The sequence below is a fragment of the Flavobacterium daemonense genome (assembly GCF_007341385.1).
Classification (GTDB): domain Bacteria; phylum Bacteroidota; class Bacteroidia; order Flavobacteriales; family Flavobacteriaceae; genus Flavobacterium; species Flavobacterium daemonense.
This window is the reverse complement of sequence record NZ_VJYD01000020.1, coordinates 23,584-48,768: the sequence shown is the minus strand read 5'-3', so window position 1 is coordinate 48,768 and position 25,185 is coordinate 23,584. Positions and strand designations below refer to the sequence as shown.

At 34.0% G+C, this 25,185-nt stretch carries 17 protein-coding genes; 11 read left to right on the top strand and 6 right to left on the bottom strand.

The features are described 5' to 3' along the window. Window positions 1–59 precede the first annotated feature (59 nt). From FND99_RS19015 to FND99_RS18995, 5 genes are all read right to left on the bottom strand, one after another. Window positions 60–1,337: a Na+/H+ antiporter gene (locus FND99_RS19015; protein WP_144339516.1), complete on the bottom strand. Its 1,278-nt coding sequence runs from the start codon at window positions 1,335–1,337 to the stop codon at window positions 60–62. A 117-nt stretch (window positions 1,338–1,454) separates the two neighbouring features. Next, window positions 1,455–2,129 carry a hypothetical protein gene (locus FND99_RS19010; RefSeq protein ID WP_144339515.1) on the bottom strand — a complete coding sequence of 225 codons (675 nt, stop codon included), beginning with the start codon at window positions 2,127–2,129 and terminating at the stop codon, window positions 1,455–1,457. Window positions 2,130–2,249: 120 nt separating this feature from the next. Next, entirely contained in the window at window positions 2,250–2,783 is a 534-nt protein-coding gene (locus tag FND99_RS19005) for a hypothetical protein (protein WP_144339514.1), read from the bottom strand. A gap of 33 nt (window positions 2,784–2,816) precedes the next feature. Further along, complete coding sequence (locus FND99_RS19000; protein WP_144339513.1) at window positions 2,817–3,431, bottom strand: YdeI/OmpD-associated family protein; 615 nt, start codon at window positions 3,429–3,431, stop codon at window positions 2,817–2,819. 70 nt (window positions 3,432–3,501) lie between these two features. Beyond that, window positions 3,502–4,203, bottom strand: coding sequence for a DUF2225 domain-containing protein (locus FND99_RS18995; RefSeq protein ID WP_144339512.1), 702 nt, complete (start codon window positions 4,201–4,203; stop codon window positions 3,502–3,504). Window positions 4,204–4,469: 266 nt separating this feature from the next. Between FND99_RS18995 and dnaK the strand changes: the two genes are divergently transcribed. Continuing rightward, complete coding sequence (gene dnaK / locus FND99_RS18990; protein WP_144339511.1) at window positions 4,470–6,353, top strand: molecular chaperone DnaK; 1,884 nt, start codon at window positions 4,470–4,472, stop codon at window positions 6,351–6,353. A 401-nt stretch (window positions 6,354–6,754) separates the two neighbouring features. Here the strand turns inward: dnaK and FND99_RS18985 are convergent, their stop codons facing one another. Beyond that, window positions 6,755–7,357: a hypothetical protein gene (locus tag FND99_RS18985; RefSeq protein WP_144339510.1), complete on the bottom strand. Its 603-nt coding sequence runs from the start codon at window positions 7,355–7,357 to the stop codon at window positions 6,755–6,757. A gap of 179 nt (window positions 7,358–7,536) precedes the next feature. Between FND99_RS18985 and corA the strand changes: the two genes are divergently transcribed. From corA to bglX, 10 genes are all read left to right on the top strand, one after another. Continuing rightward, the gene (gene corA / locus FND99_RS18980; RefSeq protein WP_144339509.1) at window positions 7,537–8,616 is read left to right on the top strand and encodes a magnesium/cobalt transporter CorA; all 1,080 of its coding nucleotides are present in this window, start codon (window positions 7,537–7,539) and stop codon (window positions 8,614–8,616) included. A gap of 42 nt (window positions 8,617–8,658) precedes the next feature. Continuing rightward, the gene (pta, locus tag FND99_RS18975; RefSeq protein WP_144339508.1) at window positions 8,659–10,752 is read left to right on the top strand and encodes a phosphate acetyltransferase; all 2,094 of its coding nucleotides are present in this window, start codon (window positions 8,659–8,661) and stop codon (window positions 10,750–10,752) included. Window positions 10,753–10,995: 243 nt separating this feature from the next. After that, window positions 10,996–12,180 (top strand): acetate/propionate family kinase, encoded by a 1,185-nt coding sequence (locus tag FND99_RS18970; RefSeq protein ID WP_144339507.1) that lies wholly within the window; start codon window positions 10,996–10,998, stop codon window positions 12,178–12,180. A 99-nt stretch (window positions 12,181–12,279) separates the two neighbouring features. Further along, a complete protein-coding gene (locus FND99_RS18965) occupies window positions 12,280–15,024 on the top strand; it encodes a helix-turn-helix and ligand-binding sensor domain-containing protein (RefSeq protein WP_144339506.1) in 2,745 nt (914 codons plus the stop codon). 244 nt (window positions 15,025–15,268) lie between these two features. Next, on the top strand, window positions 15,269–18,301 hold the full coding sequence (locus FND99_RS18960; RefSeq protein WP_144339505.1) for a SusC/RagA family TonB-linked outer membrane protein: 3,033 nt from the start codon (window positions 15,269–15,271) through the stop codon (window positions 18,299–18,301). A 4-nt stretch (window positions 18,302–18,305) separates the two neighbouring features. Beyond that, on the top strand, window positions 18,306–19,760 hold the full coding sequence (locus FND99_RS18955; protein WP_144339504.1) for a RagB/SusD family nutrient uptake outer membrane protein: 1,455 nt from the start codon (window positions 18,306–18,308) through the stop codon (window positions 19,758–19,760). A gap of 19 nt (window positions 19,761–19,779) precedes the next feature. Further along, the gene (locus FND99_RS18950) at window positions 19,780–20,676 is read left to right on the top strand and encodes a LamG domain-containing protein (protein WP_144339503.1); all 897 of its coding nucleotides are present in this window, start codon (window positions 19,780–19,782) and stop codon (window positions 20,674–20,676) included. 67 nt (window positions 20,677–20,743) lie between these two features. Continuing rightward, the gene (locus FND99_RS18945) at window positions 20,744–22,129 is read left to right on the top strand and encodes a glucoamylase family protein (RefSeq protein WP_144339502.1); all 1,386 of its coding nucleotides are present in this window, start codon (window positions 20,744–20,746) and stop codon (window positions 22,127–22,129) included. A 10-nt stretch (window positions 22,130–22,139) separates the two neighbouring features. Beyond that, on the top strand, window positions 22,140–22,853 hold the full coding sequence (locus FND99_RS18940) for a carboxylesterase family protein (RefSeq protein ID WP_144339501.1): 714 nt from the start codon (window positions 22,140–22,142) through the stop codon (window positions 22,851–22,853). A 10-nt stretch (window positions 22,854–22,863) separates the two neighbouring features. Continuing rightward, window positions 22,864–25,164, top strand: a complete 2,301-nt coding sequence (gene bglX, locus FND99_RS18935) for a beta-glucosidase BglX (RefSeq protein WP_144339500.1) — start codon at window positions 22,864–22,866, stop codon at window positions 25,162–25,164. Window positions 25,165–25,185 lie beyond the last annotated feature (21 nt).

Below are 25,185 nucleotides of genomic sequence, written 5' to 3'. Positions count from 1 at the left end.
TTTATCTAAAGTAAAATAGTAAAGTAGAAAGATTTATTTATGTAAAGATAAAAAAGAAACTATTTTGATGATGGATTAACGTCATTTTTGGCATTTATTTTTTTTACGATCCAAGGCAAACTAAGTCCTTGGCCAATTATGGTTATCAATACAACGGCCACCGAAATAAAAATAATGGCATTTCGATGTGGAAAAGGCGTTCCGTCTTCTAGAAATTTAGGCAAACCCAAAGCAATTGCCAGCGAAACAATACCGCGCATTCCAGACCATGCAATAATAAAACTGTTTTTTGAATCCAGTAAGGCATGCTCGCTTACTTTTCGTTTTTTCTTGCTATTTTTTCGATAGGCTTTCTGCAGATTTATTTTTTGAAAAAATATCCTCACCATTCGGGTTAATAAGGCCACAATGGTAATTATCAAAGCATAACCAATGTATGGCAGAATCATTCCGTTTTCAATATCTTTTAAAACGTATCGAAAATTAAGTCCGATTAAGATAAAAATTAATCCGTTGAGCAAAAAGATAATGACGTCCCAAAGGTTTTTAGAATTGGTTCGTAATTTTTCAGGCAAGATTTTATTGCTCAAACGCGCCATTGCCAAACCTAAAAATACAACAGCAATTACGCCCGAAACATGCAAATGTTCTGCAACAAGATAGGTTACAAACGGCATTAAAAGCATAAAACTAACGGTCACATTTATATTATTGCGGACTTTCTTTAGAATAAAAGCCAAGATTTTGCCCATAACAAAGCCCACTAAAAATCCGCCTCCAAGCAAAAACATAAATTGAAGCGTAGCTTTCCAAAGAATAAAAACAGAACCCATAACCGCAGCTACGGCAAAACGATACGCAACTAGAGCAGAAGCATCATTAATGAGACTTTCGCCTTCAAGAATGGTCAGCGTTTTTTCAGGAATATCTAGACCTCGCGTGATGTTTATGGCAGCAACAGCATCAGTTGCCGAAAGTATGGCGCCAAGTACAAACGACAAAGGCCAACTCATGCCGGAAATCATATAATGTGAAACCACAGCAATCCAAAAGGTAGTTAGAAATACAAGCGGAATCGCTAATGTGCTTATCGTACTCAGATTTGTTTTAAAATGTTTTGGAGAAATGTTAAAGGATGCGTCATACAACAAAGGAGGCAGGAAGATCAGGAAAATAATTTCAGGATTAATTTCGATTTCATTCATCGTCGGAATAAAACCAATGGCAACCCCAACAATTACTAAAAGAATAGGGAAGGGCAGTTTTGATTTTTCAGCAAAGGCAGAAATACCAATTACAATGGCTAATATGAAAATGATTATGGTGTAGTTTTCCATTTTTTATTTTATTCAGTTGTCTATTTTTGGTTAGAGACTTTATCGGTTTGGTTAGATGATTTGTTTTAAGCGAATTGTTTAAATCTCTTGTAGTAATTGTTGATTGTTGTGATTTTTTTAGTAATCATATCTATAGGTCGAATATTCCCCTTTCTGAATTACGGTTTTGTACTCTTTATTGAACTTGTTTTCAAGCTCTTGTTTGAGTTTCTCTGGCTTGTAGTTGTAATGTTTTTTATTTAAAAAACCAACTGTTCGTATTGTAGGATGCTCAAGAATTGGCTTCATATTCCCATCTAAAATATTTGTGTCGACAAAACGAAAGTCTATGAGATTTGGAAAATTACTTAAAAAGTTAAGATTTTCAATTGGAGCACAGGCATTTAAACATAAGGCTTTAAGTTTTTTTAGCTTCAAAAGTTCTTCAGAAAATTTGAATTTTTTAGATTGGTTAATATGCAAAAATTCTAAATTGTTGCTAATTTGAATAAGATCTTTGTCATCTTCTAGTTTTGTACAGTAATGAAGTTCAAGTCTTTTAAGATTTTTAAGTTTTCCTATTCCTGTAAAATTCTTGATGTTTGCAGAATGCAGTTCAAGATATAAAAGTTTGTCGTTTTCAGATAAATTGTCAAATGATTGTAGGTTTTCTTTTAAATGCCATATGATTGCATATTCAGAATTGTCAAAACTCTTGTTTTCAGTATGAATAGAATTTTCCTTAAAGTCTTTTCTAAAGATTTTATTTTGTTCTAATTGTTCAAACCAGATAGTGTTAAATCTCCAATCCATTTCCTGTATTTTGTTTTTCTGTTTAAGTGTTATAACTGGCTATATTCAACTATTACAAAGGTATTTGGACTAAATTAATTCCGGTTTTCGGATTTGCCAAATCTTAATTGAGTGATTTTTTTACTTAATAAATACAGTGTCAATTATTTTTCCGTTTTCATCAAATTTAATCCATTTCCCTTTAATTTTCATCGAATCAATATGTTTGGCTTTTCGTAGAAAATATAAATTTTTAATAAAGGTTGTATCAACTGCTGGTTGATTAGTTTTCCATTTCACATAATCCTGAACAAATACATATTGATTAGGTTGATATACATTTCTGTACGCTATATATCTGTCAAAACGTGGCTGATATTCAAGTTTTAAACTCATAATCAATGTGAAAAGTAGTGCTATAAAAACAGTTGGGATTCCAATAATCAATAGAATCCGTTTGGCAATTTTATTAAAACTCTTGAAAACCAAAATAACGATTAAAAATGAAATCAAGCAGGAATAACAAATCAAAAATCCCCAAAATCTATTAAAACCAACACTTGGAAATTCAATATTTGGTTCAATAGAGTTGATCGTTAATGTCAATAGTGCGAGCAACATTAATCCTGAAGCAAAAATCTTAAGTGTTTTAATCAATCTCGGATTCTTTATCATATTTAATCTTAGAAAAAAGGTCTTTTTGCTGGTTTACTTTTTCGATTGCCAAAATCTATCTTTCCCTTCTGCAATCCATTCTAAAGATTGCGTAATTCTTTTATTTCTGGTTTCGTCTGTTTTTGCGTCAGCAATCCAAATGATATAATTTTTACGAAATGATGGTGATTTGCTTTCAAAGATTTCGGTTGCTTTGCTGTCTTTTTTTAATGCATCCAAAAATTCTTTCGGAGCAACAACTTCTACTGCTGATTTTTCTTTTACAGGTTTTGGTTTTACGGTGCCGTTTTGATTTAATTCCATTGCTTCTTTGATATACGCAATTAAAATTTCCTTATTTGGCAGTTCAGATATATCTTTAACCTTATCCATATATCCGAATTTTTTACCTGATTTTACACTTTCCTGTATGTCTTTATCCTTCATCAGTTCAGCTTTATACAAACTAAAAGAACAATGCTGTTTAAAACCTCCCATCATAACTAAATGGTCGCCTTTGTACGAATAATGTGGAGTTCCCCATTTGATGTTTTCTTCTACTTCAGGACATGTGCTAAAAATTATTTCTCTTAATTGAGTTAGGATTGGTTTTGCAAAATCAGCCATTTTTGCAATGTAGGCAGTAACTTCTTTGTTGTAGTTTTCCATTGATTTAAAAATTAGTTTATGATTAGTGCTATGAAATAGTATAGGGTTTCTGATTTTCTGTTATAATATGTTATATAGTATTATTGTCATCTTTTTTCAAAGCCAGATCTTTTTGCATTTTGGCGACTTCATCAATCCATTTTTGTCTATTTGGATCATTTAGGGCTAAATCGTAAAATTTTACAGCATCATCAAAGTTTGCTGTTCTTCTGTTTAATTCGCCAATCAAGTAATTTATATTTGCAATTGAGGATTTATCTTCATATTCATTTTTTTCAATCGAAAGAATCAAAAAAGTCTTAGTTTTTACCTGAAGTTCTTTTCTTAAATCAAGAAATTTTGGTTTGTCTTTGGCTAGATACGAGCCAATTAAATAGCAATGCGCTATTTCATTATTTGGTTTAGAAAGAAAATCTTTTAGATCTCCAGCAATTTGGCATTCAGTTATATCAGATGTTTTTATCTTGTCATACTGTTGCAGAAATTGCTTTAATTTCGTTTTTTCTTCTTCAGTATATTTTACTTTAAAGTCATCTATATAGCCTGAAAAATGACATTTAGGACATGAATTGATAAGTTCTTCATAATAACTTCCAATGGCGCCTTGTTGTTGAAAATCTTTTAAAGAGCCAAAAGTTGTCATACTCATGGTGACACAAAAATCGACTTTGGCATTATCCAGCGGACAATTGACAGTTTCATTTTCACAAGTATGCGCATTTATAGTGTTTATCGCTAAAACAAATAAAAATACGTAGTAGATTTTTTTCATAAATAAAGTTTTTAACGAATTTACTTAAAAATATAATTACGAATAAAATTATTATTTGAGGCAATTATATTTCGCAACTTCCTAATAATGACAGATAAAATACAATTATGTCAAACCTGTCAGTTGTGTAAAATGTCATGTTGTCAGATGATTTTTAAGGTTCTGACGGCAAAACTGACAATTTACTTTGGTTTTTTATATTGGCACAAAGATTGACTTATGCCACCTGAGTTATAAAATTAAATCAAAAATTAAATATATAAAAAATGGGTAAAATAATCGGAATTGACTTAGGTACGACGAACTCTTGTGTTTCTGTAATGGAAGGTAACGAAGCAGTTGTTATCCCTAACGCAGAAGGAAAAAGAACTACACCATCTATCATCGCTTTTGTTGAAGGTGGAGAAATTAAAGTAGGTGATCCTGCAAAAAGACAAGCAGTAACGAATCCTACAAAAACGATTGCTTCTATTAAACGTTTTATGGGACACACTTTTGCTGAAACTCAAGATGAGGCAAAAAGAGTTCCTTACAGTGTTGTAAAAGGTGACAACAATACGCCACGTGTGGATATTGATGGTCGTTTATACACTCCACAAGAATTGTCTGCAATGACACTTCAAAAAATGAAAAAAACTGCTGAAGACTATTTAGGTCAAACAGTTACTGAGGCAGTTATCACTGTTCCTGCTTACTTTAACGATGCGCAACGTCAAGCTACTAAAGAAGCTGGTGAAATCGCTGGTCTTAAAGTTATGCGTATCATCAATGAGCCAACTGCTGCTGCACTTGCTTACGGATTAGATAAAAAAGGAACTGATCAAAAAATTGCTGTTTACGATTTAGGTGGAGGTACTTTTGATATCTCTGTTCTTGAATTAGGTGACGGTGTATTTGAAGTATTATCTACAAATGGTGATACTCACTTAGGTGGTGATGACTTTGACCAAGTTGTTATAGACTGGTTAGCTGACGAATTCAAAGCTGAAGAAGGAATTGATTTACGTTTAGATCCAATGTCATTACAGCGTTTGAAAGAAGCTGCTGAGAAAGCTAAGATTGAATTATCATCTTCTGCTGAAACAGAAATCAACTTGCCATACGTTACAGCTACTGCTTCTGGACCAAAACACTTAGTAAAAAAATTATCTAGAGCTAAATTTGAGCAATTATCTGATTCTTTAGTAAAACGTTCTATGGAGCCAGTTGCTAAAGCATTAAAAGATGCAGGTTTATCTACATCTGATATCGACGAAGTAATCCTTGTAGGAGGTTCTACTCGTATGCCAAGAATCGCTGACGAAGTTGAAAAATTCTTCGGTAAAAAAGCATCTAAAGGTGTTAACCCTGATGAGGTTGTTGCTATTGGAGCTGCTATTCAAGGTGGAGTTTTATCTGGAGATGTAAAAGATGTATTGTTGCTTGACGTAACACCTCTTTCTTTAGGTATCGAAACTATGGGTGGTGTATTGACTAAATTAATCGAGTCTAACACAACTATCCCAACTAAAAAATCTCAAGTATTCTCTACTGCTGCTGATTCTCAACCATCTGTTGAAATCCACGTATTACAAGGAGAAAGAGCTATGGCTGCTGATAACAAAACTATCGGTCGTTTCCACTTAGACGGTATTCCACCAGCACCAAGAGGAGTTCCTCAAATCGAAGTAACTTTCGATATCGATGCTAATGGTATCATCAAAGTTTCTGCAACTGATAAAGGAACAGGAAAATCTCACGATATCCGTATCGAAGCTTCTTCTGGATTAACAGCTGAAGAAATCGAAAGAATGAAAAAAGATGCTGAAGCTAACGCTGATGCTGACAGAATTGCAAAAGAAAGAGCTGAGAAATTGAACGAAGCTGACAGTACTATTTTCCAAACTGAAAGTCAATTGAAAGAATTGGGAGATAAATTGACAGATGAGCACAAAACAGCTATCGAATATGCTTTAACTGAATTGAGAATGGCACACCAATCTCAAGATCTTGACGCAATCCAAAAAGGATTAGACAATGTAAATGCAGCTTGGAAAACAGCTACAGAAGCAATGTACGCTCAAGGTGGTGACCAAGCTCAACAAGCTGCTCCACAACAAGAGCAATCTGGAGACAATGTTGAAGACGTTGAATTCGAAGAAGTAAAATAATTTACTACGCAGAGAAGCACTGCTGTGCGTCTCTACAATTGAATATGAAAACCGAGTCAGAAATGACTCGGTTTTTTTATTCGTTATTTTGCGCTTAGTTAAACCCGACAGGTTTTTAAAACCTGTCGGGTTTGCTATGCTGCAAGAATAGGTTTCGATTTTTCGAGTACTTTGAAAATTTCTTTGATGTTTACCTTTTGAAATTGGTTGGTGATTTTTTCTTGGTAGTTAAACCCGACAGGTTTTAAAAACCTGTCGGGTTTGCTATGCGACAAGAATAGGTTTCGATTTTTCGAGTACTTTGAAAATTTCTTTGATGTTTACCTTATGAAATTGATTGGTGATTTTTTCTTGGTGGTTAAACCCGACAGGTTTTTAAAACCTGTCGGGTTTGCTTTGCTTTATAAATTTAGAAATTCTTCCAAAGAAACGAAATTTTCTCTTTCATTGTGAGAAGCTTTTAAATTGTCGATATTTTCAAATAATAAGATGACTTTTTCGCGTTTTAATTTTGTTGTTTTTTCAGAAACACAAGTTAAATAAGAACTCCATGGATATTCTATTGGATGTTGGCAAAAACCATGATTAACTGGATTGTAATGAATATATTTTATGACAGAACGTAAATAGTTTTCATTATTGATTAATTTTCTCTTAAATGGTCTTTCAAATAGAGCGCCATGTCTGTTATAACCTTTATTGATTGCTTTTGTGTAAGCATTAAATAAATTCCCGAATGATTGATGAGCAGGAATTATTTTTTTTATTTCATAATCTTTATGATCTTTTAAAATTTCTTCAAAAGTTTTAATTCTCACTAATAAATGGAAATGGTTTTTTAGCAAGCACCAAGCTAATGTTTCTGCGATTGGGTCAATGTGTTTAGTATAAAGCATTAGAAAATACTCATGATTTCTATTTTCTTTAAATAAATTTTCGCTATTAATTCCACGATTGTAAATATGATAATATTTTCCAGATTCGAGAGTTTCATTTTTTTGCATATATGTATGTTCAAGAAACCCGACAGGTTTTTAAAACCTGTCGGGTTTAATTATTCAAAAGTAGTAAAAAGATTACTTTTTAATATCAATCTATTTTGGTAATCTTTCTTATCAAAATGATAAATGTCATTTCCCAATCAAATTCTTTTTCGTAATATTACTATTGCAAATTTTTTTGAATGAGAAAGATTAAATATAAGAAAGGGCGCAAGCTGCAGCACATTACATTAGAGTATACAGGCACGCACAAAGAAAATGAAACCGAAATGCAGCTTTTTGTATATGATGATAATGATGTTATTGAATACGATAAGTTTACCGTTTTAGCTTTAAATTCTTGTTTTGATTATACTAAAAACAATTGGCTGAATATTCATGGCTTAAATGACATTGATTTAATAAAAACAATTGGAGCTCATTTTAAGCTCGATGATTTTCTTTTAGCCGATATTTTAAATACCACAAAAAGAACCAAATTAGAAGAACAGCAAAACGTTCTTTTTTTCAATATAAAATCGCTTTTGCCCTCTGAATATTCAGATAATATTAGTGTTGAGCAACTTAGTTTTATTTTAAAAGATGGATTACTGATTTCTTTCCAAGAAAAAAGAAGTGATTTCTTTACACATATTCGGGAGCGCCTTCGCACGCATGCGGGAATTGTAAGAACAAAAAAAGTCGATTACCTTCTGTATTTGTTGCTTGATGCCGTAATGGAGAACTTCTATATAACTATTGAAGATGAAGAGGAAAAGATCGAAGAATTAATCAATAAAGCTAAAAAGGGAGCACATCCTGTTATTTTGGAAAAAATTGAAAATCATCGTGACAATTTTAATTTTTTAAAACGTTCCATTGTACCTCTTCGAGATTCGTTGTATTATCTGAAAACGATTAAAGACGACGATGAAAGTGAGAATAACGGTCTTATTAAAAAGGAAACATTTAATTTCTTTATCAGGCTTCACCAAAAGAGTTTGGAGCTTTTAGAACAAATAGAGTCAGATATGAGTGCGTTGGAAAGCGCATCAAACTTTTATTTTTCGGAACAAAGCCGAAAAATGAATGAAATTATGAAAACGTTGACAATCATTTCGGCCATATTTATTCCGCTGACATTTATTGTTGGAGTATACGGAATGAACTTTGAAAACATGCCAGAACTAAAGACTGAAAATGGTTATTTTGTAGTTATGGGCGTAATGTTTTTACTGGTTATCGCGTTGATTATATATTTCAAAAAAAGACGTTGGTTTTAGCGTTTTTATTTTATAAAAAGAGACAGTTTTAAAACATACATTATGAGTAAAGCGATATACATTGCCACAAGTGATCATAATAGCGGTAAATCGATAATTACCCTTGGTTTAATGAGTATTTTGCTTGGTAAAACAGCAAAAGTGGGTTATTTCAGGCCTATTGTAGAAGATTTTGTAGATGGTGAACAAGACAATCATATCGAAACAGTTTTGTCGCATTTTAACCTTGATATTAAGTTTGAAGATGCGTATGCAATTACCAAAAGCAAACTGATCAAGAAGAAAAATAAAGGCAAAATAGGCGAGATTTTAGATTTAATTATCGAAAAGTATAAAAAACTTGAAGAACGCTTTGATTTTGTTTTGGTGGAAGGAACGAGCTTCACAGGCGAAGGCACTTCAATTGAATTGGATTTGAATGTCTTAATTGCAAAAAATCTCGGGATTCCAACCATAATCATTGGCTCCGGTGTTGGAAAAACTTTGGAAGAACTTGTTGATAGTCTATATTTGGTTTACGACTCTTTTAAAGTGAAAGAAGTTGAGGTTTTATCGGTTTTCGCCAATAAAGTGCAGCCTGAAAATATAAAACTGGTTACCAAAAGCTTGCAAAAGAGTTTGCCTCCAAATGTTTTGGTAAATACAATTCCTCTAATATCAAGCTTGAACAATCCTACTATGCAGGAAATTGTAAATGAACTTGATGCCAAAGTTTTATTTGGCGAAAACTATCTAAATAACGAAATTGGTCATTACAGTGTAGGAGCAATGCAGTTGCATAATTATCTAGTGCATTTGAATAATAATGCGCTTGTGATTACGCCAGGAGATCGTTCAGACATTATTTTAGGAGCTTTGCAAGCAAATGAATCGGTTAATTATCCCACGATTTCCGGTATAATTTTGACTGGAAATATTGTTCCTGAGGATAGTATTTTAAAATTGATAGAGGGACTTTCGGCAATTGTTCCCATTATTGCTGTTGATGGCGGAACCTATAATATTACAAATAAAATAGGCGCAATAAAATCGGAGATTTATGCTTCAAACACGCATAAAATTGAAACTTCGATCAGCACATTTGAAAAATACGTTGAAATTGAGGCTTTGTCTGAGCGAGTAATTACTTTCCAGCCAGAGGGAATGACGCCAAAAATGTTTCAGTACAATATGGTGAAAAGAGCCAAACAACATCGCAAACATATTGTACTCCCAGAAGGAAATGACGACCGAATTATCACTGCAGCCTCAAGATTGCTAGATATGGATGTAGTTGATATCTCAATCATTGGAGATAAAAAACAAATTGAAAGCAAAGTTGCCGAACTGGGACTTACATTTGATTTTTCAAAAGTGCAGATTATTAATCCAAAAGAATCAAAACTTTTTGAGGATTATGCTAATACTTATTATGAGCTTAGAAAAGCGAAGAATATAAGTATAACCATGGCAAGAGATTTAATGGAAGATGTTTCGTATTACGGAACTATGATGGTGTATAAAGGTCACGCAGACGGAATGGTTTCGGGAGCCGCGCACACTACGCAACATACCATTTTGCCAGCATTGCAGTTTATTAAAACAAAACCTAATTCTTCAGTAGTTTCTTCTGTATTTTTTATGTGTTTGGAAGACAGAGTTTCTGTTTTTGGTGATTGCGCGATTAATCCAAACCCAACGGCTGAACAATTGGCAGAAATTGCTATTTCGTCAGCAGAATCAAGTTCGGCTTTCGGAATTGAGCCAAAAATCGCCATGCTATCGTATTCTTCTGGAGCTTCTGGAAAAGGGGATGAAGTGGATAAAGTAAGAACAGCAACCGAAATTGTAAAACAAAAACGCCCCGATTTAAAAATCGAAGGACCAATTCAATATGATGCTGCAGTAGATCGCGCTGTCGGAAAAAGTAAAATGCCAGATTCTGAAGTGGCAGGGCAGGCGAGCGTGTTGATTTTTCCTGATTTAAATACGGGAAATAACACTTATAAAGCCGTTCAGAGAGAAACGGGAGCTTTGGCAATTGGGCCAATGCTTCAAGGTTTAAACAAACCCGTAAACGATTTAAGTCGTGGCTGTACTGTTGATGATATTATCAATACCGTAGTAATTACGGCAATTCAGGCTCAAGGACTTTAGGTTAATTGTGAATTATGAATTATGAATTAAAAAAATAGATCACGCATGCGACTGATTCGCTATGTGAAAACGCAGATTTACACGGATTTTATTTTTGAAAAATTGAAAGATCCGTTTTAATCCGTGTCTTTACGAAGTAAATCCGATTCATTCGCGTGCTAATCTCAACAATTAAAATTTCTGTCTTTGAGGTAAAAAAAACTCAGCACCTTAGTATCTTAGAACCTTAGCAACTTAAAAAAAATGAAAATACTAATTATAAACTCAGGAAGTTCGTCAATAAAATATCAATTAATGGTTATGCCAGAGAACGAAGTAATTTGTTCGGGAATGATTGACAGAATTGGTTTAGAAACTTCAAATGTGACTTTTAAAACGGCTTCAAATTCGATAGAAGAATCACTTCCAATTCCGAATCATAAAGTAGGTTTGCAAAAAGTAGCCAATATGCTTTTAGATGCCGAAAAAGGGGTAATTAAATCAACTTCAGAAATTGCTGCCGTTGGACATCGCGTAGTGCACGGCGGAAGCGATTTTAGCGATACGGTTAAAATTGACGAAAAAGTAAAATCAAAGATCAAACAACTTTTTGAGTTGGCGCCATTGCATAATCCTGCCAATTTAGAAGGAATTAATGTTGCAGAAGAAATATTTAGTTCGGCGGAACAAATTGCCGTTTTTGATACTGCTTTTCACCAAACCATGCCAGAAGAAGCTTATCGATATGCGATTCCGAATTATCTTTTGACAGAAAATAAAGTTCGTGTTTATGGTTTTCATGGAACAAGTCATAAATATGTTTCGGAAAAAGCAATTAAATTTCTAGAAAAACATTCAAAAATAATTACCATTCATTTAGGAAACGGTTGCAGTATGGCGGCTGTAAAAGACGGAAAATGTATTGATACTTCAATGGGATTTTCGCCGTCAAATGGTTTGATTATGGGAACGCGTGCGGGCGATATTGACCAATCTGTGGTTTTTTATATGATTAAAAATTTGGGATATACGCCAGATGAAGTAAATGCAGTTTTACTGAAACAAAGCGGTATGCTTGGTCTTACAGGTTACAGTGATTTGCGTGATATTGAAGCAGAAGCCGCAAAAGGAAATAAAGATTGCCAGTTGGCACTGTTAATGAATGCGTATCGTATCAAAAAAACTATTGGCGCGTATGTTGCTGCTTTGAATGGTTTGGATGCTATTGTTTTTACGGCAGGAATTGGCGAAAATTCTTCATATATGCGTCAATTGGTTTGTACGGATATGGATTATTTCGGAATTGAAATTGATTCGGATAAAAATCAAATTCGCTCAAAAGAAGTCAGAGAAATCAATAAAGCAAATTCAAATACTAAAGTTTTGGTTGTTCCGACGGATGAAGAATATGAAATTGCAAATCAGGTTTATCAATTATTAAACAGTTAAAATACAAACCCATTTTAAAAAAGCTTCTCTGTCGAGAGGCTTTTTTTAGGTCTAAAAATTAAATATTTGTGAGTATCTTTGGCTATAAAACTGAATATCTTGAAATCTACACTTTTAAAACTAGTTTTCTTCTTTTTCATTGCTTCACACATACAAGCACAAGAATTACTTCCCTTTGTTGAAAATTACAATAAATCAGATTATCAGGGCGATAATCAAATATGGAACATTGCTCAAGGTCGTGATCGTGCAATGTATTTTGCCAATAATCATTACTTACTGCGATATGACGGCGTAGTTTGGGAAAAATATTCTTTGCCAAACAAAACCATTATTCGTTCCATTTTAATTGAAGGCGACCGAATTTATTCGGGTTCGTATAAAGAATTTGGATATTGGTATCGAAAGGACGGAAAAATGCTTTACGTTTCGATTACTAAAAATCTGCGTTTGTTTGATGAAAAAGACAATGAAGAAATCTGGAAAATTTTCAGGTTTAATGGCTCGCTGTATTTTCAATCTTTCAATGATGTTTTTATTTATGATGGAAAACACATTAAAAAAATCAAATTTCCTTTCCTGATATCATATTGTTTTGTTGTCGATAAAAACCTGTATGTTGCTTCTGTCAACAAAGGTATTTTTAGAATGAATGGCTCAAAAATTGCAAACCCGAAAGGTTGGGATATTTTAAAAAATACAGTCGTTCACGCAATTGAAAAATATAAAGGCAAAACGTATATTTTTACCCATAAAAAAGGCGTTTTTATTGTTGAGAAAAATGGATTGACGGCTTGGAACAATCCGTTGAACGAAACATTGAAAGGAACCGGAATCAACGTAGCAAAATTCATCAAAAACAATAAATTAGTTATCGGAACAGGAAATAAAGGTGTTTTTATTTATGATTTCAATACGTCGACTTTTAAAAATATCGACCGCAATAATGTTTTAATGAACAATTCGGTTTTATGCATTGGTTTTGATAAAGAACAAGATTTATGGCTCGGACTTGATAACGGAATTGCGCATGTCGAGGTAAATTCACCGATTTCATTTTTCTATGATAATTCAGGGCTTCTAGGTTCTGTTTATTCTGTTGCCACAATCGATAAAGGCTATTTGATTGCCTCGAATCACGGTATTTTTGAATTCGAATCTGGGAATTTTAAAATGCTTCCCAACACACAAGGACAGGGGTGGAATATTACAAAAATTGGCAGTAAATATGTCATTGGACATAATGACGGAACATTTTGTTATGAGAGTGGCGCGTTAACAAAAATCAACAATGTGAGTGGTGGATGGAATTTGTCAAAAAGTATTATAAATGACACTTATTTTCAATCGACTTACAGCGGAATTTTGGTTTATGACAATGTTTCAAAATTAAACGAAAGCAAAAAAATCGATGATCTTTCTAAACCAATAAAATATGTTGCACAGAATAAAAGAAACGAAATTTGGGCAGCAGATAATTACCGTGGCTTATATCGAGTTCTTTTTGATGATAATTTTAAAACCACAAAAGTTGAAAATATTACGCAGCAGAGTAAAATAGAAAATGACTTTGGCGTAAAGATTTTTGAATTTAGAGATGAAATTCTTTTCTTGATCAATAACGTTTGGTACACTTTCAATTCAATTACAAATAAATTAGAAGAGAACGAACTGTTCAATACAAATTTTAAAAATATCTCTGATGTTGTTGCCATCGACGAAAATCATTTTATAGTACTTCAAGAGGGGATCTTATATCATATTTATGCAAATGGCAACAAGTTTGTCTGGAACATGATTCAGGAGAAATATTATAAAGGAAAATTGATTAATGAAAACCTGCGAATCTTCAAAAGCAATAATCATTATTTGATGAATCTTGATGACGGATTTATTTCATTGCAGCTTTCGTATGAAAACAATCAAAATACCGGAGTCAAAGTCGAAGCGTACAACAATAATATGTTATTGCCAGACGAAGGAAAAATAAAACACAACACCGAATTGCGCATCAACGTAATATCGGGAATTTATGGCGCAAGCAAACCAAATTTATTTTATCAGTTAAACGGCAGTAAAAATTACATTCCAATTTCAAACGGAACAATTGTTTTGAATAACCTAAATAGTGGTTTTCATTCAGTTGTAATTTTTAAGCATGACGGAGCAAATTATGATGAGGTTGTATCTTTTGAATTTAAAGTAGCGCAACCTTGGTATTTTTCATTTTGGATGATATTGCTTTACTTATTGCTTATTGGAGCTGTTTTGTTCTTTTATTACAAATGGAATAAACTTCGCTATACGCAAAAATTAAAATTGCAGGCAGAAGAACTGAAACATCAACGTGAGATTCTAGAAATGGAATTGAAAAAAGAGAATGAATTGAATGTTCAGGAATACGAGAAACATATTTTAGAATTAGAACTTCAAACAAAATCATCAGAAGTTGCTGGAAAATCACTTTCTATTGCCAAGCAAAGCGAAATGATTGAGAACATTCAAAATATTCTGGATTCTGAAAAAGATTTTAATAAGCTTAAAAGCGAAATTAAAAAAGCGATCAAGATTAATGAAGTGAACAAACACGAGTGGGAGATTTTTGAAACAAACTTAAATCAGATCCACAATGAGTTTATTATTAATCTTTCGAAGAAATTCCCGAATCTGACACCAAAAGATATTAAGTTGTGTGTTTACCTAAAAATGAACCTTTCATCTAAGGAAATTGCCCCTATGATGAATATCTCATTTAGAGGCGTAGAATTGCACAGATATCGCTTAAGAAAGAAGCTAAACCTGAATCAGGAAGAAAACCTGTCAAAGTTTTTATTAACTCTGTAAGATTTGACATTAAATTTTAAATATTTTATATTTTTCTATTCCTTTTTTTATAGAATTCCAACACATCATTACTACATCATAAGGTTATGTTAAAGAAAATAAATTAACATTTATAGTATTGATTTTCAGTAGTATATAAAAGTATTTTAACATAATGATGTAGCTATGTAGTAGTGCTGTTTGATGTACTACAACGTTGTAATTGTTTAATTTGGCTCTACTAACTTAAACGATTACATACTGTATGAAAAATTTTATTTTTAGCTTTTTAGCGCTATTGCTGCTACCGGCTTATATGTCTGGGCAAGCAATTAAAGGAAAAGTAGTAGACAGCAGCGGAATGGGGATTCCGGGAGCCGTAATCAGTGCTTCAAATTCCAGAACAACTGCTGATGCTGACTTCGACGGTAACTTTACAATCAATGCCAAAGAAGGTGAGATTTTAAAAATCTCGATGCTGGGATTCGATCCAGTTTCTGTGCCAGCAACCACAGCACCAATGAAAATCACCTTAAAGGAATCTGAGGACACTGCTTTAAAAGAAGTTGTTGTAATTGGATACGGAACCAGAAAAAAGGTTGATAATACGACAGCAATTTCCTCAATTAAATCGGAAGAGATTGTAAAAACCAAAGTTTTAAATGCTTCACAAGCTATTCAAGGTAAAGCGGCTGGTGTTCAGGTAATTTCATCTGATTTGCCAGGAAGTACTCCTTCAGTTGTTATTAGAGGTTTGGGTACAGCAATCGGAGGAAGAAATCCTTTATATATTGTTGACGGAATGCAGACTGAAAACATCAATAACATCAATACTAACGATATTACATCGTATGAGATTTTAAAAGATGCTTCTGCTTTAGCAATTTACGGTACTAGAGCCGCAAATGGAGTTATCATTATTACGACTAAAAAAGGTTCAGGAGACAAAGTTTCTGTAGAAGTTGAAAGTTTTGCAGGTTTTAGAGCACCTCTTAAAACTGTAAAAATGGCGGGCAGCAACAAGTATTCATACTATTCAAATGCAGCTTTGCAATCAACGACTTTTTCACAAGATCAGCCTGTTAATACAGATTGGTTTGATGAAATCACAAGAACAGGAAGCTATACACAAAATAACGTGTCAGTTTCAGGAGCTACTGAAAATGTAAAATATTTTTTCAGTTTAGGAAATTACGAAGAAAAAGCTGTTTTAAATGGTTTAGATTTTGGCCGTACAACGTTTAGAAATAATAACGAATACAAAATTTCTAAGAAAGTAACTTTAAATCAAAACTTTAGTGTTTCAAGCGCAAATTCATCTCCAAAACCATTAAGCGCATTTACAAATGCTTACAAACAATCTCCTATTGTGCCAGTATATTTTGCTGATGGTAAATATGGTGTATCTCGTGTAGGTGAAAATGGGTTTGCAAGTGAAACAGGTTCTTCATTCAACAATGTTGGAAATCCAGTTGCTCAGCTGAATTTTTACGATGAACAACAAAGAAGCGTAACATTGCAAGGTGGTTTGAAATTAGATTATGAAATCATCAAATCATTAAAATTTACTTCTCAATTTAATGGAGAATTTTATACTTGGAAACAGTATAACTACGATGACACTAAAAATATCTGGTTAGCTGCAAATCCTAATAAAGTGGATAGCGATTATGCAAAAGAATTTCCAAACGGAAATATCAATTTATTGACAAAAGGAAGAGAGCAATACTTTAACTGGAACTTATCTAATTATTTGACATACAACAAAGTATTTGCTGAAATTCATGACGTAGAAGCAACAGCTGGTATCGAGACTTCTGTAAAAGGGCCAAGAGAAAAGCTTACAATTGCTAGAAAAAATGTTAATCCAGATTCAAATTACTGGGCTTTAAATGATCCAAATGCAGGACATGGAGTTGAATATGCTGCAACGGTAACAAGTTTATACGATGTAGTATTCAACGAAACGAAATTAGCATCTTATTTTGGTCGTTTTCAATACAAATTAATGGATAGATATTTAGTTACGGGAACACTTAGACGTGACGGATCATCTAACTTTGGTAAAGATTATCGTTGGGGAACTTTTCCAGCTTTTGGTTTAGGATGGGTTATAACAAAAGAAGATTTCATGTCTGATGTTAAAGCGATCAATTTATTGAAATTAAGAGGAGGTTGGGGTAAATTAGGTAACCAAAATGTACCGCTTAACAATCAGTCTTATGCTTCAGGTAAAAATGCTTATTTAGGAGGTTCTATTTTATATGAAGGAACTACGATCAGTTCACAAATTGACCCTAGCTTATCTTGGGAGGTTACTGAAGAATCTTCTGTAGGTTTAGATTTCGAATTATTGAACAACAGATTAAAAGGATCTTTTGATTTGTATGACAAAAATACATCAAATGTAATTTTGTTTACTAAACCATACATGACATCAGGACTTACTGATCAATCACCAGCACACGTTGGAGAAGTATCAAACAAAGGATATGAGATTTCATTGCGTTGGGAAGATAAAATTGGAGACAATTTCAGCTATTGGATTGGTGGAAACTTTTCAAACAATAAAAATGAGCTTACAGGTTTGAAAGACGTTATTTTGGCTCCAAAAACTGGTGGTAGCTTAGGAAATGGTCAAACAACTAAATTGTTGGATAACACTACAATCGGTCAGCCATTAGGAAGTTTTTATCTTTATGAATATGCTGGTTTTGACGCTACAAACGGAAAAATGTTATACTATAATGCAGCAGGAGATAAAGTTACTCAAGATGCTTTAGATGCTAATAAAGATAGAAAATACATGGGATCTAGTTTGCCAAAAACAAACTACGGAATCACATTAGGTTTCAACTACAAAAACTTTGATTTCTCAGTTGACGGATACGGAACTGGTGGCGCTAAAGTTTATAATGGTAAAAAAGCGCAACGTTTCTCAGGAGAAAATATTGAAGATTCTTTAGCTACAAATTTCTGGACACTAAATAATTTATCGGCTTCAAATCCTGCACCATTCAATGAAGTGCCAGTAGCTTCTACTTATTACTTAGAGTCTGGCGATTTCTTCAGAATAAACAATATTACAGTTGGTTACAAACTGCCTATCGCAAGCAACAATTTTATTAGTTCTTGCAGATTGTATGTAAATGCTATTAACCCATTTATTACACAAAAATTCTCAGGATTTTCTCCAGAGTTAAATGGAGATGGAGATCCTTATGGAACTCAAGGTGTGGAGCTGGATGCTTATCCAACTTTAAGATCGTTTGTAATTGGTGCTAATTTAAAATTTTAATAAGATGAAAAAGATATATATAGCAGCGTTTGTATTATCAGCATCCATTTTTACGGGATGTTCAAGCGACTATTTAGACGTAGATCAAACAGAAACTATTTCGACAAATGATACGGAGTTGTATAATAATGATGCAGGAGCAGCGCAGTTTGTTACCGCTATTTACAACAAGTTTCTAAATTGGGATATGACTTCTTTTGGATGGATTGGTTTGTCAAGTATTACTTCTGATGATGCTGACAAAGGATCATCTCCAGGAGATACAGGAACAGACAAAGATGTATTGGATGCATTGACTTACAATGCTTCTAATCCTTCTGCAGAAAGTACTTTTATTGCTAATTATGATGGAATCAACAGATGTAATCAAGCGTTGAATATACTTCCAAAATTAGATAAAGTTGATGCTGGCTTAAGAAGCAGATTAGCTGGTGAAGCTAAATTTATGAGAGCATTTATGTACTTTACTTTAGTAAAATGTTACGGAGGTGTACCAATTGTTGATCATTTGCCAGTTCCTGGTTTAGAATCAGATAGAGTTATGCAGTTGACACGTAAAACTGCTGCAGAAGTTTACACTTTTATCGAAGCTGATTTAAATGATGCTATTGCGGCATTACCAGATAAAACAGCTTATTCAGCTGATGAAAAAGCAAGAGTTTCAAAAGGCGCAGCTTATGCTTTATTAGCAAAAGTAAGTTTGTACCAAAAGAAATGGCAGCAAGTAATCGATAATTGCAATAAAGTTACAGGTTATGCACTTGTAAGTGATTATGCATCACAATACAAAGCGACAGGAAAATTTGACTCTGAATCTATCTTTGAAATCTATGCACAAGGTGCTGTACCGTCAAAAGGAATCGAAGGTTATTCTAATACACAAGGCGCTCGTGGTACTGGAGGCTGGGGCTGGGGTTTCAATACGCCATCTCAAAGTTTAGTAAATGCATATGAGGCGGGCGATGTTAGAAAAGCAGCAACGATCATTTTTAGAGGTCAGACTTTATATGATGGAAGAGTAATTCCAAATACAGTTGAAAACGAAAGATACAACTACAAAGCCTATTCATCTGCATACACAAATGCTTGGGAAACAGATGTTGATATTAAATATTTAAGATATGCTGAAGTTTTATTAATGAAAGCAGAAGCATCAAATGAATTAGGACAAACTTCTGCAGCAATTCCGTTAGTGAATCAAATTAGAAACAGAGCTGGTTTAGGAAACACAACTGCAAGTTCGCAAGCAGATGTTAGAACAGCAATCTGGAAAGAAAGAAGAGTAGAAATGGCTTTTGAGCACGACAGATTTTTTGATTTAGTTCGTACTGGCCAAGCTAAAGCTGCTTTTGCGGTTGATGGCAAAGTATTCACAGAAGGTAAAAATGAATTATTCCCAATTCCGGCATCGTTCATTAAACAAGCTGGTGGTTTATCGGCTCAAAATCCTGGTTACTAATCCTTAAATCTTAATTAAAATGAAAAAAAATAAATCTATTTTATTACTTTCTTTTGCTTTGGCTTCGCAAATTTTTGTGAGCTGTGAGGATAGTATTGATAAAGTGAACAGCCCAATTCCATACGAGTCAATTGGCGGATATGAGAATTCAGATGATATTGCACCAAGCCATTTACTTGCTAAATTCAGTTTTGATGGAAACATCAGCGATTCAAAAGGTGGAATAACTGGCGGAACAGGAACAGACGTTTCTTATGACACAGGTATTAAAGGAAGTGCTTATAAAGGTTCTCCAACAACATTTATTGCATATAACAATGTTGCAAGTTCTATAGTAGGCGTAAAAAATATCACTGTTTCAATGTGGATCAAAACAGATCCTCATACTGGAGGCGCTCAGTCATTGTTTATGCTTCCAAAGAAAACTGATTTCTGGGGTAACATCTTTACTTTAATTGAAGCAAATGGACCAGAAAAAATGTTTCTTAAAAATCACATTCAAAGAGACGTTACTCCAAGTATCCCTTTTGCAGGACAATTTATTGAGCATGGAGGAGCAAATGCTTTGCCTAATATGTTTGGAGCATGGAAACATTTAGTTTGGACATATAACGGAACAAGTTCGACTTACAGCCTTTATATTGATGGAAAAAAAGTAACATTGCCAGAATCTATTTCAAAAAGATATGCTAGCGATCCTGCAACGGGCGGTGGTCCATTTGGAGAATTAGCTAATTCTGAAGTTTCAAAATTCATTATTGGTGGTTATCAACAGCATTTGGGTGCTCCATGGGGTGCTCCAGATAGTTGGATGCTTCACTATACTGGTTTAATGGATGAATTAAGAATTTACGACTCAGTTCTTGCAGAAAATGAAGTTACGGCTTTATATAAACTGGAAAAAGATAAGAGATAATTATTTTTTCAATACACCTGGAGGTTTCCTCCGGGTGTATTATTTAGTTAATATTATTTAGAATAAAATGAAAATTTCAATATACCTAGTTGCTTTTTTGAGCTTTTTTAATTCATGCTCATCATCTACTCCAGAGGGATCGGGAGGCGGAACTCCATTGCCGACAAATCCAACAACGCCAACCAAACCTTTGACTGATGCTGAAGCAATGGATCAGGTTCAAAAAGATGCAATAAAATATTTTTGGGATTATGCTGACGCTAATTCAAAATTGGCAAGAGAAAGATACCTGACGGAAGACCCTAATTTTGAGTCAAATATTATAACTACAGGAGGTTCAGGGTTTGGATTAATGACTATAGTTGTAGGCGTAGAAAGAGGTTTTTTGCCTAGGGCTGAAGCTGTTTCTAGACTTACTACGGCATTGACTTTCCTTGAAAATGCTGATCGTTTTCACGGTGCATGGCCACATTGGATGGACAATAAATCGGGGAAAGTTATACCATTTGGAACAAAAGATAATGGTGGCGATTTGGTGGAAACATCTTTTGTTTGTCAAGCTTTAATTACGATTCGCGAATATTTTAAAAACGGAAGCACTTCTGAAAAAGCATTGGCTGCAAAAGCAGATGAACTTTGGAAAGGTGTTGAATGGGACTGGTACACAAAAGGAGAAAATGCTTTGTATTGGCATTGGTCGCCAAGTTATGGCTGGGAAATGAACTTTAAATTGGAAGGTTACAACGAATGTTTGATTACGTATGTTATGGCAGCTTCATCTCCAACGCATCCAATTTCTGCGGAAGCGTATCATCAGGCTTGGGCGAGAAATGGCGCCATAGTAAATGGAGGTTCTCAGTATGGAATTCCGGTTGTTTTAAGTTATAACGGAGCCGTTGGAAATGTTGGGCCAATGTTTTGGTCGCACTATTCGTACTTAGGTTTAGATCCAAATATGCTGAAAGATAAATATGCTGATTATTGGCAATTGACACAAAATCATGCAAAAATCATGGTTCAGTACAGCATTGCCAATCCAAAAGGATTTAAAGATTATTCAGATAAATGTTGGGGATTGACAGCAAGTTATACGAGAAATCCTGATGGGACAACGGGTTATACAGCGCATCAGCCAAATAACGATAATGGAGTAATTTCGCCAACAGCAGCTTTATCATCGTTTCCATATGCACCAGTTGAAGCAATGAAGTTTTTGCATTATATCTATGATGAAAATAGAGCAAAACTTGTTGGAATTGCAGGCCCATATGATGCCTTTTCGCCTCAATACAATTGGGTAACAACGCGTTATTTAGCAATCGATCAAGGAACTATTGCTCCTATGGTTGAAAACTACAGAACAGGTTTATTGTGGAAATTATTCATGAATGCATCTGATACAAAACAAGGTTTGAAAAAACTAGGTTTTACATCAGGGAAATACGGAATCTAATTACATCTAAATGAAATTTAAAACAACGCTTCTCGTCTTATTATTTTCTGCGTTTGGTTTCGCTCAATCTGAAACTACGGGGAAAATAAATACAGTTATCGTGTCAAAGTACGAACTTGGTTATGCGCTTCATAAACCTGCAAATACTAAAGAAAAGAAGCCTTTGATCGTTTTTATTTCGGGAGATGGAGAAAAAGGTACCGATATTGAAAAAGTAAAAATTCACGGGCCTTTGAATTATTTAAAGACACATCAATTAGATGCTTATGTTTTGGCTCCTCAATGTAAAGAAGATGAAAATTGGGACATTGAATCCATTTACCAATTGATTTTAAAGATTGAAAAGGAAAATAAAATTGATTCAGATAGAATATACGTTACCGGTTTAAGTTCTGGCGGATGGGCAACTTGGAATTTAGCTCTTTCTTATCCAGATAAGTTTGCCGCAGTTGTGCCTATCGCTGGTTTCGTAGATTTGATTCCGCTGGAAGGTGCTTGTAAAATTGCTGGTATTCCAACCAGAATTTTCCACGGATTATTAGATGATGTTGTAAATGTGGATTATGCGATAACCATTTACAAAGAATTAAAAAAATGTAATGCCAAAGATGTGGAATTGACCATTTTTGATGATGCGGGACATAACAGCTGGACTAGAGTTTATGATAATGCAGCGATTTATGACTGGATGCTACAACAAAGAAAAACGAATACAAACAAATAAATAATACATAATGAAAAACAAATTAGTCTTACTTTTTTTAGGATGTGCTGTTTTGGGTTACGCTCAAAAAAAGAGCACAAAAAGTACAGTGAAAATTAAACCTAAGTCAGAGTTTGTGGCAGAGTTAATGTCAAAAATGACATTAGAAGAAAAATTAGGGCAGTTGAATTTACCAACATCCGGTGATATAACAACTGGTCAGGCAAATAGTTCAAATGTTGCAAAAAATATTGCTGAAGGTAAAGTAGGCGGTTTGTTCAATATAAAATCAGTACAAAAAATTAAAGAAGTACAGAAAATTGCTGTTGAAAAAAGCCGTTTAAAAATTCCGTTGCTTTTTGGTATGGATGTTATTCACGGTTACGAAACAACATTCCCAATTCCGTTGGGATTGTCTTGTACTTGGGATATGGCTTTAATTGAAAGAAGTGCGCAAATTGCAGCAAAAGAAGCAAGTGCTGACGGAATCAACTGGACATTCTCTCCAATGGTTGATATTTCTCGCGATCCACGTTGGGGAAGAGTTTCTGAAGGTTCTGGAGAAGATCCATATTTAGGAAGCCAAATTGCAAAAGCAATGGTTAATGGATATCAGCAACACGACCTTTCAAAAAACAATTCAATTTTAGCCTGCGTTAAACACTTCGCATTATATGGCGCGCCAGAAGCTGGACGTGATTATAACACAGTTGATATGAGCCACATCAGAATGTTCAATGATTATTTTCCTCCTTACAAAGCCGCAGTTGATGCAGGTGTAGGATCGGTTATGGCATCTTTCAATGAAGTTGACGGAGTTCCTGCAACTGGAAATAAATGGTTGATGACAGATGTTTTAAGAAAAAAATGGGGTTTCAAAGGTTTCGTAGTTACTGATTTTACAGGAATTCCAGAAATGATCGAACACGGAATGGGGAATCTTCAAGATGTTTCGGCTTTGGCTTTAAATGCTGGTGTTGAAATGGATATGGTTGGAGAAGGTTTCTTAGGAACTTTGAAAAAATCATTGGACGAAAAAAGAGTTTCTATGGAAACAATCGACAATGCAGTTAAACTTATTTTGGATGCAAAATACGATTTAGGATTATTTGAAGATCCATACAAATACTGTGATGAAAAAAGAGCGAAAACTGAAATCTTCACAATGGATAGCAGAAAAGAAGCCCGTCAAATCGCAGCTCAATCATTGGTTTTATTAAAAAATCAAAACCAATTATTACCTCTTAAAAAATCAGGAACTATTGCTTTAATCGGACCTTTGGCTGATGCTAAAGAAAACATGCCAGGAACTTGGAGTGTGGCTACAAAAATGGAAAACGCTGTTTCATTATTGGCTGGAATTAAAGAAGTTGCAGGACCATCAACAAAAGTTCTATATGCTAAAGGAAGCAATTTAGATTATGATGAAACTTTTGAAACTAACGCTACAATGTTTGGTAAAACGTTGCACCGTGACGGACGTTCAAAAGAAGAATTATTGGCAGAAGCTTTAAAAGTTGCGCAGCAGTCAGATGTAATTGTTGCTGCACTTGGTGAATCTGCAGAAATGAGCGGCGAATCAAGCAGCCGTACGAATTTACAAATTCCACAAGCGCAAAAAGATTTACTAAACGCTTTATTGAAAACAGGAAAACCAGTTGTTGTAGTTTTATTTGACGGACGTCCTTTAGTAATTACTGAAGAAGAAAAAACAGTTCCAGCTATTTTAAATGCTTGGTTTGCTGGTACAGAGGCTGGTTATGCAATTGCTGATGTTTTGTTTGGAGATGTAAATCCTTCTGGAAAATTAACTTCAACTTTCCCAAGAAGTGTTGGTCAATTGCCAATTTATTACGCACACAAAAATACAGGAAGACCACTTTCTAATACAGAAGGAAAATTCGAAAAATTCAGATCTAATTATATTGACGAAAGAAACGAGCCTTTATTCCCATTCGGATACGGATTGAGCTACACAACTTTTGATTATTCAAACTTGAAAATTTCTTCTGATAAAATGAATTTCAGCGGAAAATTAAAAGTAACGGTTGATGTAACAAATACTGGAAATTTTGACGGAAAAGAAACGGTTCAATTATACATCAGAGATTTAGTTGGTTCAGTAACAAGACCTGTTAGAGAATTGAAAGGTTTCCAAAAAATAGCACTTAAAAAAGGTGAAAAACAAACAGTAAGTTTTGATATCACTGTTGAAGATTTAAAATTTTATAATTCTGATTTGCAGTTCGCAGCAGAACCTGGACAGTTTGATATTTTCGTTGGAGGAAATTCAACTGCCGACAAGAAAGTTAGTTTCGAGTTAACTAAATAGTTGGTTTATTGGTTAGTTAAG

Bases quoted from the DNA above. Each gene is read 5' to 3' on its own strand.
- FND99_RS19015 (WP_144339516.1), bottom strand. From the start codon at position 1,337: ATGGAAAACTACACCATAATCATTTTCATATTAGCCATTGTAATTGGT.
- FND99_RS19010 (WP_144339515.1), bottom strand. From the start codon at position 2,129: ATGGATTGGAGATTTAACACTATCTGGTTTGAACAATTAGAACAAAAT.
- FND99_RS19005 (WP_144339514.1), bottom strand. From the start codon at position 2,783: ATGATAAAGAATCCGAGATTGATTAAAACACTTAAGATTTTTGCTTCA.
- FND99_RS19000 (WP_144339513.1), bottom strand. From the start codon at position 3,431: ATGGAAAACTACAACAAAGAAGTTACTGCCTACATTGCAAAAATGGCT.
- FND99_RS18995 (WP_144339512.1), bottom strand. From the start codon at position 4,203: ATGAAAAAAATCTACTACGTATTTTTATTTGTTTTAGCGATAAACACT.
- dnaK (WP_144339511.1), top strand. From the start codon at position 4,470: ATGGGTAAAATAATCGGAATTGACTTAGGTACGACGAACTCTTGTGTT.
- FND99_RS18985 (WP_144339510.1), bottom strand. From the start codon at position 7,357: ATGCAAAAAAATGAAACTCTCGAATCTGGAAAATATTATCATATTTAC.
- corA (WP_144339509.1), top strand. From the start codon at position 7,537: ATGAGAAAGATTAAATATAAGAAAGGGCGCAAGCTGCAGCACATTACA.
- pta (WP_144339508.1), top strand. From the start codon at position 8,659: ATGAGTAAAGCGATATACATTGCCACAAGTGATCATAATAGCGGTAAA.
- FND99_RS18970 (WP_144339507.1), top strand. From the start codon at position 10,996: ATGAAAATACTAATTATAAACTCAGGAAGTTCGTCAATAAAATATCAA.
- FND99_RS18960 (WP_144339505.1), top strand. From the start codon at position 15,269: ATGAAAAATTTTATTTTTAGCTTTTTAGCGCTATTGCTGCTACCGGCT.
- FND99_RS18955 (WP_144339504.1), top strand. From the start codon at position 18,306: ATGAAAAAGATATATATAGCAGCGTTTGTATTATCAGCATCCATTTTT.
- FND99_RS18950 (WP_144339503.1), top strand. From the start codon at position 19,780: ATGAAAAAAAATAAATCTATTTTATTACTTTCTTTTGCTTTGGCTTCG.
- FND99_RS18945 (WP_144339502.1), top strand. From the start codon at position 20,744: ATGAAAATTTCAATATACCTAGTTGCTTTTTTGAGCTTTTTTAATTCA.
- FND99_RS18940 (WP_144339501.1), top strand. From the start codon at position 22,140: ATGAAATTTAAAACAACGCTTCTCGTCTTATTATTTTCTGCGTTTGGT.
- bglX (WP_144339500.1), top strand. From the start codon at position 22,864: ATGAAAAACAAATTAGTCTTACTTTTTTTAGGATGTGCTGTTTTGGGT.